The organism is Klebsiella sp. 141162 (assembly GCF_050600755.1).
Taxonomy (GTDB): domain Bacteria; phylum Pseudomonadota; class Gammaproteobacteria; order Enterobacterales; family Enterobacteriaceae; genus Klebsiella; species Klebsiella aerogenes.
The window spans coordinates 171,071-188,105 of record NZ_JAQIRI010000003.1; the positions used below are offsets into that span (position 1 = coordinate 171,071).

Sequence of the window (17,035 nt, forward strand, 5' to 3'; positions counted from 1 at the left end):
GATGTATCAGCTTATCCTCGGCCACATCTCAGCCCTTAGCGCCCTGCCGCTGCCGCCTGTGCTGATGGCGCAGGCGCCGGACGGCCCGCGGCGGGCCAGCTGGCTTGCCGGGCGCGCGCTGCTGGCGCATGCGACTACCCCGCTAATGGATATTCAGTATGGCGAACAGGGTAAACCGGCATTCCCGCCCGGTAGCGGGCGGTGGTTTAACCTTAGCCACAGCGGCGACCATATTGCTCTGCTGTTGAGCGATGAAGGCGAGGTTGGCTGCGACATTGAAGTGATTCGTCCGCGCAACGGCTGGCAGCGGCTGGCTAACGCCCTGTTCAGCGAAGGCGAGCACCAGGAACTGGAGCGTGAACCGCCGGAGCGGCGGTTAGTCGCCTTCTGGCGTATCTGGACGCGCAAAGAGGCCCTGGTGAAACAGCGCGGCGGCAGCGCCTGGCAGATGGTCTCTGTTGACAGCGCCTTTCACGGCGCGCTGTCTTTAAGCCAGATTCAGTATGAAGGGTTAAGTATTGCGGTCTGTACGCCAACGCCGTTTTCATTGACGGCGGCGCGCATTCAATGTTTTAACGGCGCGGCTTAACCGGCCAGAAGATAGTCAGCACGCCAGCGATAATAATCAGCACGCCCAGCAGCGATTGCCAGTAAAACGGTTCATGCCAGCCGGGCAGCCAGATGGCGGCGGCCCACACCAGAATGTAGCTCAGGCTTAGCAGCGCGTAAGCTTTGGCCAGCGGTAAGCGGTGTAGCGCGAAATACCAGCAGACCATCGACAGCAGATAGCCAACCAGGCCGAAACCCAGGCTGAAGGTACCAGTGCGAAAATGCAGCAGATGATTGAGGAAGGTCAGGATATCGGTCAACGGCGGCAGTTCGACCATCGCGCTGCGCAACAGCAGCTGTGCGCCGCTGACCAGGCCAACGCTCAATAACGCCCAGATTAAACCCATCAGACGCTACTCCCCAGAACGGCGATACCGACGACGATCAGCCCGACGCCAAGCCAGTGGCGGCGCGCCACTGGCTCGCGCCAGATGCCCCATGCCGCCAGCGTCACCCAGACAAAATTGAGGCTCAGCATCGGATAGGCAATACCGACCGGGATTGCCTGCAGTACCCCCAGCCACAGCAGCATACCGCCGCCGAGCGCCAGCAGGGCTAATCCCAACCAGACCAGGATATGCCGCCCGCGCCGTCCGCTACGGGACGGCCGGGTTGCCTGCTTCTGGCACAACTGACCGGCGCAGCTAAGCAGGCTGGCGAGTACCAGACAGAACCAGACACTCATTGCGGCAGATACTGAATAAATACCACGCGCCCCAGCACGTAGGAGTTATCAGGTTTCGGTAACGCCAGTTCGTTCATCGTTTCACCTTTATCCATCAGCAGCACCAGAGAGATGGGTCCCTGCTGGCGGTGCGCTGCCAGCCAATCAGCAAATTCGTGAGTCGCCAGGAATTTGCTCTGCGCATCCGGCCAGCCGAGGCCATATTTTAGCTCCCCCTGCTTGTCATACAGGATGATGTCGTCACGCTTGAGCTCCCACGCCAGCCCCGCGCCGATACCGACGCTGTTGGTCAGTACATAGCGGCTTGGCGCCAACGATTCACTCACGATATCCACCAGGAACTGCGGCTGTTTACTGTCAATAACCCGATCCGGAATAGCGAAGCCCACCAGCAGCGCCAGCCCCAGCGGGCAGATGGCGGCCAGCGGCCAGCGACGACCGTTGTCCTTGATTGCCAACCAGCCCATTAGCGCCCATACGGCAAAGGCGATCGCCGCCAGCAGACATTTATACAGCTCGATCTTCGTCCACACCGGTTTATGCATGACGCCCCACGGTGAGACCACCAGCACCGCGACCAGGCCAATCAGACCAAAACCGAGGTTGATCATGCCGTTGATGCGCAGCGCTTTCGCCCCCGCCTTCGCGGCATCCAGCGCGTAGCGGGCCATCAAAATCGACAGCGGCATAAAGCACGGCAGAATGTAGGTCGGCAGTTTTCCTTTGGCGATGCTGAAGAACAGGAACGGCATCGCCACCCAGCCTAGCAGATACAGCGCGCCGCGGGCATCATCGCGTTCGCTCCAGCCGCGCTTGAGCGCGCCCGGCAGCAGCGCCAGCCACGGCAGGCTGCCGGCTATCAGGAACGGAATGTAGTACCAGAAGGGCGCTTTATGCTGCGCGTCTTTCTCGGCGAAACGTTGGATATGTTCGACCCAGAAGAAATAGCGCCAGAAATCCGGTTCGCGATTAGCGATAGCCAATCCCCACGGCAGCACCACCAACGTACAGACCACCACCGCCAGCCAACCGTAGGTTAGCACCTCGCGCCAGCGCTTACGCGCAATCACCCACGGCAGCACGCCAACTACCGGTACCGCCAGCGCCAGGAAACCCTTGGTCATCACCCCCATCCCGCAGGCGAAGCCCAGTACGATATAACCCAACAACTTCCCGCCGCGGCTCTGCGCCTGGGAGGCACCCCAGAAGCTGCACATCGCCAGCGCCATCCACATGGTGATCATCGGATCCAGCACCGCATAGGTGCCAATCGCGTAGACCAGCATCGCGGTGAGGAAGATAACCGGCGACAGGATCGCCACGCGTTTATCGCGGAAAATACGCCACGCCAGCCACGCCACCAGCAACGCGCTGACGGTAATGGCGAAAACCGCACCGAAACGCACGCCGAAGTTATTATGGCCGAACAGCCACTGGCCAATACTGTTAATCCAGTAACCGGCAATCGGCTTTTCAAAGTAACGCAGGCCCAGCAGATGCGGCACCACCCAGTCGCCGGAGGCCAGCATTTCACGGCTGATCTCGGCATAACGGGTTTCATCAGGCTGCCACAGCAAACGGAAATTTAACGGCAATAAGTAATACAGCGCAAAGAGTACAACCAGAGAGACGCCATAACGAATGCTTTTCATACACCCGAGCCCAGTAATTGTTCACGTCCAAGCCAACCTTCCCGGCCAGCCAGTTCACCACGGACCACTTTGCCTGACGGCAGCTCGCTAAAGTCAGCGGGCAACAGCTGGCTCAGTGGGCAAAATTGTATTTCTTCTTCCTCCGCCATGGCCAGCAGCGCATCGAACTGGTCGGCGTAGGCAATGCCTTCCACTTCGGCGTGGATGGTATAGACCGGCGTTCCCTTGTCGCGATGGATGCAGTCCAGCAGATAGCGGTTAAAGCCAGCGCTATCTACGGCGCTACCGACCACTTCATCCCAGGTGGGAAGCGTCACCGGGATTTGTACGGTGCCGGAGGCCCCGCCGCCAAGCTGCGGCAGGAATGGCCGCGTGCCGCGACAATCGCTGTTGTAGAGGAAATCGAAGGATTCTTTCGCTTTTACCACCCGCTGGTCGGCACGCCAGCCGGCGACGGCTGAGCAGGTTACCGGGCGACCGATAATGCGTTCCAGTTCGAGCAGACCGCGTTCCACTTCCAGCGTCAGACGTTCCTGCGGCCACACGCCGCTCCATGCCTGCCAGCTGTAGTGGTCCCAGGCATGCAGGCCCACTTCATGGATCTGCGCGGCGGCGCGAATAACCTCTTCGTTACCCGCGCCAATCCTGCGCCCCGGCCACGCGGTACCGGCCAGCAGAATATCCCAGCCGTACAGCGACGCCGCGTTAGAGCGCAGCATTTTCCACAGAAACTTCGGTTTTACCAGGCGCCATAAATGGCGCCCCATATTGTCCGGCCCGACGCTGAAAAAGAAGCTTGCCTGAATTCCATGCTTGCCCAGCAGGGCCAGCAGCCGCGGTACGCCATCACGCGTCCCGCGAAAGGTATCGACATCTATGCGTAAGCCGACTTGTTTCATGAGTTTTTATCGTCCGTGAGCTCAACGGTGCGCAGGAAGAAGTCCAGAGTATGCTCAACGGTCTCTTCCATCTCGACGGTCGGTTCCCAGTTCAGGCAGCGTTTTGCGTTACGAATGCTCGGCTTACGATGCTCAACGTCCTGGTAGCCTTTACCGTAGTAATCGCTGCTTTCCACTTCACGGAAGCCGGCGAACGGCGGGAAGCGATCGCGTAGCGGATGACGCTCGAAGCAGTCGAGCAGCATTTCCGCCAGCTCTTTGATGCTCGCCTCGTTTTCCGGGTTACCGATGTTGATGATCTGTCCATCGCAGCGACCATCTTTATTCTCAATGATGCGGAACAGCGCTTCGATACCATCGCTGATATCGGTGAAGCAGCGCTTCTGCTTGCCGCCTTCGATAAGCTTAATCGGCGAACCTTCCACCAGATTAAGGATCAGCTGAGTGATGGCGCGGGAGCTACCGATACGCGCGGCATTAAGGTTATCCAGACGCGGCCCCATCCAGTTGAACGGACGGAACAGGGTGAACTTGAGGCCATTCTTATCGCCGTAGGCCCAGATCACGCGGTCCAGCAGCTGCTTAGAAACCGAGTAGATCCAACGCTGTTTGTTGATCGGCCCGACCACCAGATTGGAGGTATCTTCGTCGAAATTTTTGTCGGTGCACATGCCGTACACTTCCGAGGTCGACGGGAAGATGATGCGCTTATTGTATTTCACGCAGTCGCGGATAATTTTCAGGTTCTCTTCGAAGTCCAGCTCGAACACGCGCAGCGGGTTACGGGTGTATTCGATAGGCGTGGCGATCGCGACCAGCGGCAGTACCACGTCGCATTTCTTAATGTGGTATTCGATCCACTCGGAGTGGATACTGATATCGCCTTCCACGAAGTGGAAACGCGGGTTATCGAGGAAACGGCTGATGGCGTCAGAGCCGATATCCAGGCCGTAAATCTCATAGTTGTCGTCCTGCAACAGACGTTCGGTCAGATGGTTACCGATAAAGCCATTAACGCCGAGAATCAGCACGCGGGTACGGCGCTTCACCGCCACCACCGGTTTGCTGCTCAGCACCGCGCTGGTCACCAGCCCCAGCGCCTGCGCCAGTTGGGTACCCTGCATATAAACGCCGCGTTCGGTCTGGCCGGTGACAATTTCCAGCGCCCCCTGCTGACAGGCAACCACCAGCGGCGCGACAGAGATCACGGTGCCGGGCTTGGCTGCCGGCAGGTCGGCGCGCACGCGGGATTTCCAGACGATAAATTTGTTCGCGCCGGCATAGGCGAAGGCGCCAGGCCATGGATCGGACACCGCGCGCACCAGATTGTGCAGAGTCTGCGCCGGTTTGTCCCAATCGAGACGCCCATCTTCCGGGGTACGACGGCCAACGTAGGTCGCCTGGCTGTGGTCCTGCGCGCGTTCCTGAGTCTTACCCTCACGAATAGCCGGCAGCGCCTGGCCCAGCAGATCGGAGGCGGCGGCGCACAGTTTACGGTGCAGCGCCAGCGCCGCTTCATCCGGACCGATAGCCACAGCTTGTTGGGCGACGATATCGCCCGCGTCGGCGCGGTTAACCATTCGGTGCAGGGTCACGCCGGTTTCACTTTCGCCGTTGACCAGCACCCAGTTCAGCGGCGCACGACCGCGGTATTTCGGCAGCAGAGAACCATGCAGGTTGAAAGCCCCTTTCGGCGCGATATTCAGGATCTCATCGCACAGCAGGTTGCGGTAGTAGAACGAGAACAGCACATCCGGCTTCATCTCGCGAATACGTTCAATCCACAGCGGATGGTTAACATCTTCCGGCGCCCATACCGGGATACCTTGCTCGGCGGCAATACGGGCAACGGAACCAAAGAAATGGTTTTCGCCAGGGTTATCCGGATGGGTAAAAATAGCGGCGATTTCATAACCGGCATCCAGCAGTGACTGAATACCTGCGCAACCCATATCGTGATAAGCGAAGACTACTGCTTTCATGAACGATCTTCCTCTTGAGACGCCGTTTCCGGCTGACGAACAACACGTTGAATAAAGTAACGGGGACGGGCGCGGACATCGTTATAGATGCGGCCGATATACTCCCCGAGCAGGCCCATACCGACAAACTGGGCGCCGATAAACATGAACAGCACGGCGAAGAGCATGAACACCCCTTCCGCCGCCCACTGTGGACCGAAGGCCAGACGCAGCACCACCAGCAGCAGGCCGAAGGCGAAGCCCAACAGGGCTATCACGCTGCCGAAAATGCTCAGTAAACGCAGCGGGGTGGTGGTCAGACAGGTCACCAGGTCATACATCAGGTTAATCAGACGCATGAAGCTGTATTTGGAGTCGCCGAATTCGCGCTCGGCGTGCATCACCGGGATCTCGACCGCCCGGCGGGCGAAAGTATTCGCCAGAATCGGGATAAAGGTGCTGCGCTCATGGCAGTTGAGCATGGCGTCGATGATATGGCGGCGATAGGCGCGCAACATGCAGCCGTAGTCCCCCATGGCTTTACCGGTGGTACGCTGGATCAGGCGGTTAATCATCTTCGAGGCAGATTTACGGAAGATGCTGTCCTGACGGTTCTGGCGCACGGTACCGACCACGTCGTAGCCTTCATCGGCTTTTTCCACCAGCCGCGGGATCTCTTCCGGCGGGTTTTGCAGGTCGGCATCGAGGGTGATGATCAGATCGCCGGTGACATGGCTGAAACCGGCCATAATCGCCGAGTGCTGGCCGTAGTTACGGTTCAACAGCACCGCCACCACGTGGCTGCCTTCGGCTTCGGCGGCCTCGGTCAGCATGCGCGCGGAATCGTCGCTGCTGCCGTCGTCGATCAGCAGAATTTCATATTGGCGCCCTAGCGTCGCACAGGCGGCGTCGGTACGACGCAGCAGCTCCGGCAGACTATCCTGTTCGTTATAAACCGGGATAACCACCGAGACTTTTTTTACGGGAGGATAAGTAAGCATATCAACGTCCTGACAACTGATGCAGCGCGGTAATGACGCGGGTGACATCGTCGTCGGTCATATCCGGGAACAGCGGGATGGAACAAATGCGCGCGCTGTTCCATTCGGTATTCGGTAACGAAACTTCAGGAAAACGCTCGCGGTAATACTTTTGCGTATGGGCCGCGCGGAAGTGCAGACCGGTGCCTATGCCCATGGCTTTGAGTTTTTCCATCAGGGCATCGCGGCTGATGCCGCAGGCCGCTTCATCAACGCGGATAATAAACAGGTGCCAGGCGTGCTGGTGATCCCATGCCGGAACGGTCAGCGGCTTAAACGGGGTATCAGCCAGCTCGCGCAGGTAGCGCTGGGCGATTGCAGCGCGACGTTGATTCGCCTGCGCCAGCTTATCCAGCTGCACCAGCGCCAGCGCGGCGTTGATATCGGCCAGATTGTATTTGAAGCCGGGGGTAATCACTTCCGCCTGCGGCGCGCGGCCGTGGGTCTGGCGGTCGTAGGCGTCAACGCCCAGGCCGTGGAATTTGAGGCTGCGGATGCGGGAAGCCAGCTCGTCATCATCGGTGACGATAAGCCCCCCTTCGGCGCAGGTCATATTTTTGATCGCGTGGAACGAGAAAATCGCGGTGCCGCGCCAGCCGACGTGGCGGCCCTTATAGTGCGTTCCCGCGGCATGCGCGGCATCTTCGATAACCGGAATACCGTGGCGCTCGCCAACGGCGCGGATCGCATCGATATCCGCAGGTGCGCCCGCGTAGTGGACGGGAATAATCGCTTTCGTCCGCGAGGTGATCGCCGCTTCCACCGCCTCGGGGGTAATCATCAGATTATCGTGATCGACATCGATCATCACCGGCGTAGCGCCCAGCAGACAGATCATATTCAGCGTCGACACCCAGGTTTGCGAAGGGGTGATCACTTCGTCGCCAGGGCCAATGCCCATCGCCATTAGCGTGACGTGCATACCGCCGGTAGCGGAGCTGACGGCGATGGCGTGGCGGTTGCCGGTCAGTTGGCAAAATGCCTCTTCCAGCGCCTGGTTTTTAGGACCGGTAGTAATCCATCCTGATTGCAAAACTTCACGCAGCGCAGCCAGCTCTGCGTCGCCCATCGACGGGCGCGAAAACGGCAGAAATTCGCTCATCTTTTTCCTGTTCTATTAATAACCCACTAAAAAAGGGGGCCGGTAGAAAGAAATATCCTGCGCCAGCGGACTTAAACAAAATGAAAATGAAGTCGGTTCACCGCCACATTTCATTCCAGGGTATTTCGACGGTTATAAATCTAGTCGCTGTTGCTTAGGATAATATTAAGAAATTAATATTTTTCGCGAGAATAGTAATATCTCATTGAGAATCAGATAGATAGTATTTTCTTATGACAGGAATCAGCAGCAAAAAGCCCCAGTTTCATAGAGAAAACTGGGGCTTAACGGGTGAAAGTAAACGAATCGTCAACCAGCCCGCAATAAATATTTATTTACGTTTTAATCTATCGGTAAAAATTAGTGTTAGATCACAGAATTATTTCTGCTGTATTACAAATTTGCAGGAAAATCTGCGGGTAATTCATTAGCCGGGCAATTAATTACATCGTTATTATCCGCGCCACAATCGCGAACAAAGGTGATAGTCGCGAATTCATCAATCACTTCGGTCGGGTAGGCCGGGCCGGCGTCACGATAGGCGTTCATTAACGGAATATGATCGTTCTGGAAGCAGACGGTTTTTTCCGGGTTATTCATGATCCAGCGGGGGAAGAATATAGTGCCGTGGAACAGTTTGTCGCCCAGGTTGACGATCAGGCTGACGTCGGTACCGGTTGGTTCGGTCCAGGAAATTTTATAAATGCTTTCGCCTACCCGCACGATGTACGCATGCTGGTCTTTCACCCAACGGTTGGCAACGATGCCGCTGTGAATACGATAGTCCAGAGTGGTGCCATTTTTAACGTAAATTTCGTAGTTCCAGCCGTTGTCGTAGGTATAAACCAGATGTTTACCGATAAAGCCGCTGAGGTCATGTTTGTCAAAAGTGCTCATTATTTATTCTCCTCTGTTTCGTTGAGGTAAGAATACGGCTTTAAAAATTGAATGAATAACGCTATGTTTGGATGAAAATAATCTAATTTTTAGATGAATCATGCACAAGACCACGCTGGAACAATGGGCGCTATTGGAAAAAGTGATTGAGCTGGGCAGCTTTGCCAAAGCCGCGGAAGAGACCAACCGCAGCCAGTCTTCGGTGAGCTATAACCTGGCGCTGCTGCAGGAACGTTTAGGAGTGGCGCTGCTGGCGCCGTCCGGACGGCGAGCGGTGCTGACGCCCGCTGGCGAACTGCTGCTCAATCAGGTGAAACCGTTACTGAAGGCCTTTTCGTGGGTTGAGACCCACGCCGCGACGCTGCGCAACGGTGTGCGCACCCGTCTGGATCTGGTCGTCGACAGCATTTTCCCCCGCCAGCGGCTGTTCGCCATTCTGCGTCAGTTTCAGCAACGCTACCCGCAAACTCAGGTTCGGCTGACCGAAGTGCTGGAAAACGTCGATGAGGCAAGCGCCGCCCGCAGCGAGGCCGACGTGATGGTCTTAACCCGTCGCCAGGATATTACCGGACGCGGCGAATGGCTGATGAATATCGACTTTATCGCGGTCGCCCATCGCGACCATCCGCTGTCGCAATCGGATGAATTGCTGGACGACAACGCGCTGGCCCCCTGGCCGCTGATCCGCATTGCCGACCGTAGCGGCGATGCCTCATCCACCCGCGATGCCTGGACCTTTTCTACTATTGATGCCGCCATTGATGCGGTGCTGTATCAGGTGGGATTCGGCTGGTTGCCGGAGGAGCGGATACGCGCACATCTGGAACAGGGCGTGCTGAAAGCGCTGCCGCTGAGCCATGGCGCCCGCCGCGCCACGCCGCTGCATTTGATAGTCAAGCAGGACCTGGCGCCGCTCGATGAACAGGTCACCACCCTGCTGGATTTGTTCAGACAATCGTAATCATATGCTACATATGATTTTGTTATGGTTTTCTCCAAACATATTGATCCAGGTTACTCCTTAAGTATGACAAATTATTAAAATCGTCATACTTTTCGTTCCTTCTGGATGTAAACCTTGTCTATTTTCCGCACCACCTTGCTGGCGCTTTGCGCCTGCATTCCTCTGCTCGCGCCCGCCGCCATGCATGAAATCGCCATCGCCTGGCCGGTTAACGTCGGTCCTCTCAATCCACATCTGTATACGCCGAACCAAATGTTCGCCCAAAGTATGGTGTATGAGCCGCTAGTCAAATATCAGGCTAATGGCCGGGTTACCCCCTGGCTGGCTACCCGCTGGATCCACTCAGCCGATGGTAAAATCTGGCGTTTCACCCTACGTGATGATGTCTACTTCTCCAACGGCGAACCTTTTAACGCCCAGGCCGCGGTGGCCAATTTTCAGGCGGTGCTGGCCAACCGCCAGCGGCACGCCTGGCTGGAGTTGACCAATCAGATAACGGACGTTCAAGCGCTCAGCGATAACGAACTACAAATCACCCTGAAAAGCGCCTACTACCCGTTCCTGCAGGAACTCGCCCTTCCCCGCCCGTTTCGTTTTATCGCCCCCTCGCAGTTTGTTGACGGTAGTACCCAACGAGGCATCAAGGCGCCCATCGGCACCGGTCCGTGGATGCTGGCCAGCTCGCAGCTTAATCAGCAGGATGTACTGGTACGCAACCCGCGCTACTGGGGAAAAAAACCGGCGCTTGAGAAAGTCACCGTGAAAGTGATCCCCGATGCCACCAGCCGGGCGGTCGCCTTTGAAACCGGTGAAGTTGATCTGCTGTATGGTGATGAAGGGCTACTGCCGCTGGATACGTTCGCCCGTTTTCGCCAGCAGGACGCGTACCGCACGCGTCTTTCCGCCCCGACGCAAACCGTGATGCTGGCGCTCAATACGCTGCAAGCGCCAACGAATGAACTGGCGGTACGCGAGGCGCTTAACTATGCCGTCAATAAACAGGCGCTCATTGACGGCGTGCTGTACGGCACTCAGCAGGTCGCCGATACGCTTTTCGCGCCCTCGGTACCTTACGCGCCGGATAACCTGCTGGCGCGCCGCTTCAATCCGGATAAGGCCCGTACGCTACTGGAAAACGCCGGCTGGACGCTAACGCCCGGCAAGGATATTCGTGAAAAAGACGGGCGCCCGTTGCGACTTGAACTGGCTTTTATCGGCACCGATGCGCTGGCTAAGTCGATGGCGGAAATCATCCAGGCCGACCTGCGCCAGGTAGGTATCGATGTCGGGTTGGTCGGCGAAGAGGAGAGCAGTATCTATGCCCGCCAGCACGATGGCCGCTTCACGATGATCTTCAACCATACCTGGGGAGCGCCGTTCGACCCGCACGCGTTTATGAGTTCGATGCGCGTCCCTTCGCACGCCGACTATCAGGCGCAGCGTGGCCTGCCGGATAAGGCAATCATTGATCAAGAGATAGGAGAGGTCCTGACCACCACCGACGAGAGCCGCCGTCGCGAACTGTATCGCGATATCCTCACCCGTCTGCACAACGAAGCGGTCTATCTGCCGATAAGCTACGTCTCGCTGATGTCCGTCGCCCGCAAAACGCTGGGCGAAGTGCCCTTCGCGCCGGTGACCACCGATCTGCCGTTAGAGCTGATTACGCCGGTGGCGCCATGATGCTGAAATATCTTCTTCGCCGCCTGCTCCCGCTGCCGTTGATGCTGCTTGCCGCCTCGGCGATCATCTTCCTGTTGTTACGTCTTGGCGCCGGCGACCCGGCGCTGGACTATTTGCGCCTCTCCAACGTGCCGCCCACCAGCGAAATGATTGCCGCTACCCGCGAGCAGCTCGGGCTCAATCAGCCGCTGGCGCGGCAGTATCTACACTGGCTGTGGCGCGCGCTACATCTCGATTTCGGCGTCTCCTACGCCAGCCAGCGCCCGGTGCTGGACGACCTGCTGCATTTTCTGCCGGCGACGCTGCAGCTCACCGGCGCGGCGCTGGTGATTATTCTGCTGACCTCGCTGCCGCTGGGGATCTGGGCCGCGCGCCATCGCGACCGCTTACCCGATTTCGCCGTACGATTGATTGCCTTCCTCGGCGTCTCAATGCCCAACTTCTGGCTGGCGTTTTTGCTGGTAATGTTCTTTTCCGTCCATCTGCGCTGGCTACCGGCGATGGGCTACGGCGGCTGGCGACATCTGCTGCTGCCGGCGTTCTCCATCGCCCTGATGTCGCTGGCGATCAATGCTCGCCTACTGCGCGCCAGCATGCTGGAAGTGTCCAGTCAGCGCCACGTGGTCTGGGCGCGTCTGCGCGGGCTGAGCGAAGGTCAGATTGAGCGGCGACACGTGCTGCGTAACGCGACCTTGCCGGTGGTGACGGCGCTGGGTATGCACATCGGCGAGCTGATTGGCGGCACGATGATCATCGAAAATATCTTCGCCTGGCCCGGCGTCGGTCGCTATGCGGTTTCCGCGATTTTCAATCGCGACTACCCGGTAATCCAATGCTTTACCCTGATGATGGTGGCGGTGTTCGTGCTGGCCAATCTGGCGGTCGACCTGCTTAACGCCGCGCTCGATCCGCGCCTGCGCCGCCATGAGGAGGCCGCCGTATGACGCTGTTCGCGACCTTCCGCTGGCCGGTAAAACTGGCGCTACTCATTATTGTGCTGTTGGCGGCAATCGCCATGAGCAGCGGCTGGTGGCTGCCCTATGACCCGGCGGCCATCGATCTCCATCAACGTCTGCTCTCTCCAGGCGAGGCCCACTGGCTCGGTACCGATCACCTCGGCCGTGATATTTTCTCGCGCCTGCTGGCCGCCACCCGCGTCTCGCTGGGCGCGGTGATGGCCTGCCTGCTGCTGGTGCTGCTGATAGGCCTTACGGTCGGCGGCAGCGCCGGGATGGTGGGCGGCCGCGTCGATCGCGGCCTGATGCGCCTGGCCGAGCTATTTATGACCTTCCCGACCTCAATACTTTCGTTCTTTATGGTCGGCGTACTCGGTACCGGTCTTAGCAACGTGATTATCGCCATTGCGCTGTCGCACTGGGCCTGGTACGCAAGGATGGTGCGTAACCTGGTGGTCTCTCTGCGCCAGCGCGAGTTTATTCTCGCCGCACGCCTGAGCGGCGCGGGCCATTGGCCATTGTTCCGTGACCATCTGGCCGGTGCGGTGCTCCCTTCGCTGCTGGTGCTCGCCTCGCTGGATATCGGTCATATGATGCTCCACGTAGCCGGGATGTCGTTCCTCGGCCTCGGCGTCAGCGCGCCAACGGCGGAATGGGGGGTGATGATCAACGACGCCCGCCAGTACATCTGGACGCAGCCGCTGCAAATGGTCTGGCCCGGACTGGCGCTGTTTATCAGCGTGATGGCTTTTAATCTGGTGGGCGACGCGCTGCGCGATCGTCTCGATCCTCAGCTGATCGCGGAGCATAACCACTGATGCCGCAAAAGATCCAACTGGAACAACTTTCGCTCGTCGCCGACCGTCCGCTGGTCAGCGACGTTTCCCTTACCCTGCGCCGCGGTCAGGTGCTGGCGCTGCTCGGCAGTAGCGGCAGCGGTAAATCGCTGACCTGCGCCGCCACGCTCGGTATTTTACCGCCCGGCGTCAGGCAAACCGCGGGCCGGGTGCTGCTCGACGGTATCCCGGTGTACGGCGAACAGCTGCGCGGCGCGACCATCGCCACCATTATGCAAAATCCGCGCAGCGCCTTTAATCCGCTGCACACCATGGCGGCGCATGCGCGGGAGACCTGCCGGGCGACGGGTTACGAAGTCAACAACGCCGCCCTGCTGGCAACGATGGAAGAAGTGGGGCTGGAAAATCCGCTCTCGCTGCTCAAGCGCTACCCCTTCGAGATGAGCGGCGGCATGCTGCAGCGGATGATGGTGGCCCTGACCCTGCTCAGCCGCGCGCCGTTTATTATCGCCGACGAGCCGACCACCGACCTTGATGCCGTCGCCCAGGCGCGCATTCTCGACCTGCTGGCGGATATCGTCGCCAACCGCGGACAGGGACTGCTACTGGTGACCCATGATATGGGCGTTGTCGCCCGGCTGGCACATGACGTGGCGGTGATGGAAAACGGTCGTCTTGTTGAACGCTGCGACGTTAACACGCTATTTAGCGCCCCGCAGCACTCGCTCAGCCAGCGCCTGCTGGCCGCTCATCTGGCGCTGTATGGCCTGGAGAAAACACCATGAATTTACTCAGCGTAAACGCAGTGAGCCACGATTACCCCCATCATGGCCCGGTATTGCGCGATATCCAGTTCGACATCGCCTCCGGTGAAACGATGGCGCTGCTCGGGCGCAGCGGCTGCGGCAAAAGTACCCTGGCGCGGATGCTGGTCGGTCTCGAAACGCCGCGGTATGGCGAGGTCGCCTGGCGCGGCGCGTCGCTGACCTCCCTGAAGGGGGAGGCGATCGGCGCCTTTCGCCGCGATATTCAGTTGGTGTTTCAGGATGCCATTAGCGCGGTGAATCCGCGCAAAACGGTGCGCGAGATTATCAACGAGCCGCTGCGGCACCTGTTTAGTTTATCGCACGATGAGCGTACGCAGCGGGTGGAGGAGATGCTGCTGGCGGTTGACCTCGCCCCGGCGCTGCTCGACAAGCGTCCGGCGCAGCTCAGCGGCGGACAGCTGCAGCGCGTGTGCCTGGCGCGGGCGCTGGTGGTCCGGCCGCAGCTATTAATTCTCGACGAAGCGGTATCGAATCTCGATCTGATGCTTCAGGCGGAAATTATCGCCCTGCTCAAACGCCTGCAGGCGCAGTTCGCCACCGCCTGCCTGTTCATCACCCACGACCTGCGGCTGGTGGAGCGTTTTTGCCAGCGGGTGCTGGTGATGGAGAGCGGACGTATCGTCGAAACGGCAACGGTTAGTCTGCCGCTGCGCCTTACATCCGCTGCCGGACAGGCGCTACAGCGCGCGGTGCTCCCGCCCTTTCCCCACACTCTGCTTAACGAGGCCATGCCATGCAGCGCGTAACCCTGACTCTGGATGATGACCTGCTGGCCGCGCTCGACGCGCACAGCGCCCGCCGCGGCTATCACAACCGCTCAGAAGCGGTGCGCGATATTCTGCGTGACGCGCTCCACCACAATCCGCTGCAACAGGCGGCGCAGCGCGGCTATGCGGTCCTGTCGTACGTGTATGAGCATGAAAAACGCGAACTGGCGAGCCGGCTGGTCGCCTCTTCGCATCAGCATCACGATCTCTCGGTCGCCACGTTACATGTCCACATCAATCATGATGACTGTCTGGAGATCGCGGTGCTAAAAGGCAACATGGACGAAGTACAGCATTTTGCCGACGAGGTGATTGCCCAGCGCGGCGTGCGGCATGGGCATTTGCAGTGTTTAGCGGATGATAATTAAAACGATGGCAATTTGATGCAGACTGTTTTAAGCCTGTTTGAGACGTTCATTGAGCGTCTCAAGGATCCAGGTATTTACGGAAACCTGCTCCTCTGCAGCGGCGGAGCTAAGACGCTCACCAAATGATTCAGGATAGCGCAATGTGAAGGTTTTCAGCTTTTCCGGCTGAGCGTAAGGCTCGATGCCCGCTTCACGACAATCAGCAAGATATTCCTGTAATGATATCTCGCCCTCCTGTTGTAACCCTTGAATGCTATCGGAAACAAAATCGCAATATCCTGATAATCCCAGGAACTTACCGCGGAATGCATTGAGTTCAGGCACGTAGTTGATAACTGCAGGCTGCCCGGCAATCTCCATTGAATTTGGCGTTTTAGGTTTGATCATGGTTTTACCCCTCCTTGCCGCATGAGTTCACCTACTGAAATCATTTTTCTGATAGCACAATGTGAAGTCAACTTCTTACCAGGCAAACTTTGTTTATCAACAGTTGATAAACCACATAAACTATACACTTTGTTAATTATCCCTGTTCGCCAATAATGGCGCCTCATTTAACGATCTCGTTATGGCGAGGCTCCTGCATAAATACAAGTTACCGCCCTGTTGGTATCGAGAGAGACCACTCAGGGAAATACAGGCTTCCATCGAATCAAGGTGTTGCCAAGGTAACTTCTGGCGGTATTAACCGTTCAGATACGTTATGCAGTGCTAAAACCAGGACGTAGGGATCTGCCTGCGCTAACCCTGTCTTGTTCGCCCCTATGAGTGATTTTTTATAGGGATTTTAATCATGTCTTCCATTCAACTCTGCGCCGCGCATCAGGCGACCTCTGGCTTCGACGGCGATGCGATCGCCCAGTACATGCGTACCGATTTTATTACGTTGCAGGAACATTTCAGCGTCCATGAGGCGCGTGAACACTTTATCTCGCAGCTCGCCAGCGACGATATCCCCGGCCAGGTATTTGTCGTCGCCGGTAACAAGCTGCGCGGCAGCTTATCAGTCAAAAAACTATTGCAGGAGGTAGAGGTAGGCCAGTCTATTCGCTACCTGATGGACAGCTGTCTGTTCCGCGTTAAACCCGACGATGAGCGCCCTCAGGTCATTGCCGAACTCACCGAGCGCGGCCTCGATCTGGTGCCGGTTGTCGATAAAGGCGAGCTGGTCGGCTGCCTGATGGAAAAGGAGATAGCCCATCTGCTGGAGGATGACGTCACCGAAGACGCCCAGCTGCAAGGGGCGACGCTACCGCTGGAAAAACCGTATCTGGAAATCAGTCCGTGGACGCTGTGGAAGAAACGCTCGGTCTGGCTGCTACTGTTATTTGTTGCCGAAGCCTACACCAGCAGCGTGCTGCAGCATTTTGAAGAGGCGCTGGAATCTGCCATCGCGCTGGCCTTCTTCATCCCGTTACTGATCGGCACCGGCGGCAACAGCGGAACTCAGATAACCTCAACGCTGGTGCGTTCGATGGCGTTGGGTGAAGTCCGCTTACGTGACATGGGACGGGTTATCCGCAAAGAGGTGTCGACCTCGTTTCTGATTGCCCTGACCCTGGGTCTGGCGGGCTGCCTGCGCGCCTGGATGATGGGGATTGGCATGGAAATCACGCTGATCGTCAGCCTGACGCTGGTCTGCATTACTCTGTGGAGCGCGGTGGTGTCTTCGGTTATTCCGATGTTGCTTAAGCGGATCGGTATCGACCCGGCGGTGGTTTCCGCGCCGTTTATCGCCACGCTGATTGATGGCACCGGGCTGATTATCTATTTCAAAATCGCCCAGTATTTTCTTGGGCTGAACTGATCGAAACAGCCCGGGCGCCAG

Annotated in this window: 18 protein-coding genes and 1 riboswitch; of the genes, 9 read left to right on the forward strand and 9 right to left on the reverse strand. The window is 58.0% G+C overall.

The genetic code is table 11. From position 1 onward, the window contains the following. Position 1: 1 nt before the first annotated feature. Positions 2-589: a 4'-phosphopantetheinyl transferase AcpT gene (acpT, locus tag PGR23_RS12025; protein WP_063415716.1), complete on the forward strand. Its 588-nt coding sequence runs from the start codon at positions 2-4 to the stop codon at positions 587-589. Here the strand turns inward: acpT and arnF are convergent. The 8 genes from arnF to PGR23_RS12065 all read right to left on the reverse strand — a co-directional run bounded on the left by arnF (position 573) and on the right by PGR23_RS12065 (position 8,848). Continuing rightward, positions 573-956, reverse strand: a complete 384-nt coding sequence (gene arnF, locus PGR23_RS12030) for a 4-amino-4-deoxy-L-arabinose-phosphoundecaprenol flippase subunit ArnF (protein ID WP_045397099.1) — start codon at positions 954-956, stop codon at positions 573-575. The two genes, acpT and arnF, sit on opposite strands and share 17 nt — an antisense overlap. Continuing rightward, positions 956-1,294 (reverse strand): 4-amino-4-deoxy-L-arabinose-phosphoundecaprenol flippase subunit ArnE, encoded by a 339-nt coding sequence (gene arnE / locus PGR23_RS12035; protein WP_045397101.1) that lies wholly within the window; start codon positions 1,292-1,294, stop codon positions 956-958. Before arnE ends, arnF begins: the two co-directional genes overlap by 1 nt. Further along, the gene (gene arnT, locus PGR23_RS12040; protein WP_047078859.1) at positions 1,291-2,946 is read right to left on the reverse strand and encodes a lipid IV(A) 4-amino-4-deoxy-L-arabinosyltransferase; all 1,656 of its coding nucleotides are present in this window, start codon (positions 2,944-2,946) and stop codon (positions 1,291-1,293) included. Before arnT ends, arnE begins: the two co-directional genes overlap by 4 nt. Then, a complete protein-coding gene (gene arnD / locus PGR23_RS12045; protein WP_045397107.1) occupies positions 2,943-3,845 on the reverse strand; it encodes a 4-deoxy-4-formamido-L-arabinose-phosphoundecaprenol deformylase in 903 nt (300 codons plus the stop codon). Before arnD ends, arnT begins: the two co-directional genes overlap by 4 nt. Next, entirely contained in the window at positions 3,842-5,827 is a 1,986-nt protein-coding gene (gene arnA, locus PGR23_RS12050) for a bifunctional UDP-4-amino-4-deoxy-L-arabinose formyltransferase/UDP-glucuronic acid oxidase ArnA (protein ID WP_063415718.1), read from the reverse strand. The genes arnD and arnA overlap by 4 nt, the downstream gene beginning before the upstream one ends. Continuing rightward, positions 5,824-6,807 (reverse strand): undecaprenyl-phosphate 4-deoxy-4-formamido-L-arabinose transferase, encoded by a 984-nt coding sequence (gene arnC, locus PGR23_RS12055; RefSeq protein ID WP_045397114.1) that lies wholly within the window; start codon positions 6,805-6,807, stop codon positions 5,824-5,826. Before arnC ends, arnA begins: the two co-directional genes overlap by 4 nt. A 1-nt stretch (position 6,808) precedes the next feature. After that, positions 6,809-7,948, reverse strand: coding sequence for a UDP-4-amino-4-deoxy-L-arabinose aminotransferase (gene arnB / locus PGR23_RS12060; RefSeq protein ID WP_045397116.1), 1,140 nt, complete (start codon positions 7,946-7,948; stop codon positions 6,809-6,811). A 393-nt stretch (positions 7,949-8,341) separates the two neighbouring features. Further along, complete coding sequence (locus PGR23_RS12065) at positions 8,342-8,848, reverse strand: phenolic acid decarboxylase (protein WP_026612202.1); 507 nt, start codon at positions 8,846-8,848, stop codon at positions 8,342-8,344. Between the two features lie 97 nt (positions 8,849-8,945). On the opposite strand from PGR23_RS12065, the gene PGR23_RS12070 reads away from it, so the two are divergent. The 7 genes from PGR23_RS12070 (at position 8,946) to nikR (ending at position 15,207) form a co-directional block, all read left to right on the forward strand. After that, positions 8,946-9,806 carry a LysR family transcriptional regulator gene (locus PGR23_RS12070; RefSeq protein WP_396279328.1) on the forward strand — a complete coding sequence of 287 codons (861 nt, stop codon included), beginning with the start codon at positions 8,946-8,948 and terminating at the stop codon, positions 9,804-9,806. 117 nt (positions 9,807-9,923) lie between these two features. Continuing rightward, entirely contained in the window at positions 9,924-11,492 is a 1,569-nt protein-coding gene (gene nikA / locus PGR23_RS12075; RefSeq protein ID WP_047078857.1) for a nickel ABC transporter substrate-binding protein, read from the forward strand. Then, complete coding sequence (nikB, locus tag PGR23_RS12080; RefSeq protein WP_045397197.1) at positions 11,492-12,436, forward strand: nickel ABC transporter permease subunit NikB; 945 nt, start codon at positions 11,492-11,494, stop codon at positions 12,434-12,436. Before nikA ends, nikB begins: the two co-directional genes overlap by 1 nt. Further along, positions 12,433-13,266 carry a nickel ABC transporter permease subunit NikC gene (gene nikC / locus PGR23_RS12085; protein WP_063415725.1) on the forward strand — a complete coding sequence of 278 codons (834 nt, stop codon included), beginning with the start codon at positions 12,433-12,435 and terminating at the stop codon, positions 13,264-13,266. Before nikB ends, nikC begins: the two co-directional genes overlap by 4 nt. Then, positions 13,266-14,030 carry a nickel import ATP-binding protein NikD gene (locus tag PGR23_RS12090; RefSeq protein WP_396279327.1) on the forward strand — a complete coding sequence of 255 codons (765 nt, stop codon included), beginning with the start codon at positions 13,266-13,268 and terminating at the stop codon, positions 14,028-14,030. Before nikC ends, PGR23_RS12090 begins: the two co-directional genes overlap by 1 nt. Beyond that, positions 14,027-14,818 (forward strand): nickel import ATP-binding protein NikE, encoded by a 792-nt coding sequence (nikE, locus tag PGR23_RS12095; protein WP_213292951.1) that lies wholly within the window; start codon positions 14,027-14,029, stop codon positions 14,816-14,818. Before PGR23_RS12090 ends, nikE begins: the two co-directional genes overlap by 4 nt. After that, complete coding sequence (gene nikR / locus PGR23_RS12100) at positions 14,806-15,207, forward strand: nickel-responsive transcriptional regulator NikR (protein ID WP_396279326.1); 402 nt, start codon at positions 14,806-14,808, stop codon at positions 15,205-15,207. The genes nikE and nikR overlap by 13 nt, the downstream gene beginning before the upstream one ends. A gap of 27 nt (positions 15,208-15,234) precedes the next feature. Here nikR and PGR23_RS12105 read toward each other — a convergent pair whose 3' ends face one another. After that, complete coding sequence (locus PGR23_RS12105; protein WP_015703740.1) at positions 15,235-15,594, reverse strand: type II toxin-antitoxin system HicB family antitoxin; 360 nt, start codon at positions 15,592-15,594, stop codon at positions 15,235-15,237. Between the two features lie 168 nt (positions 15,595-15,762). Next, positions 15,763-15,944: riboswitch (M-box (ykoK) riboswitch) on the forward strand. Positions 15,945-16,000: 56 nt separating this feature from the next. Here PGR23_RS12105 and PGR23_RS12110 point away from each other — a divergent pair. Next, the gene (locus PGR23_RS12110) at positions 16,001-17,014 is read left to right on the forward strand and encodes a magnesium transporter (RefSeq protein ID WP_045397141.1); all 1,014 of its coding nucleotides are present in this window, start codon (positions 16,001-16,003) and stop codon (positions 17,012-17,014) included. The last annotated feature ends 21 nt before the right edge of the window (positions 17,015-17,035 follow it).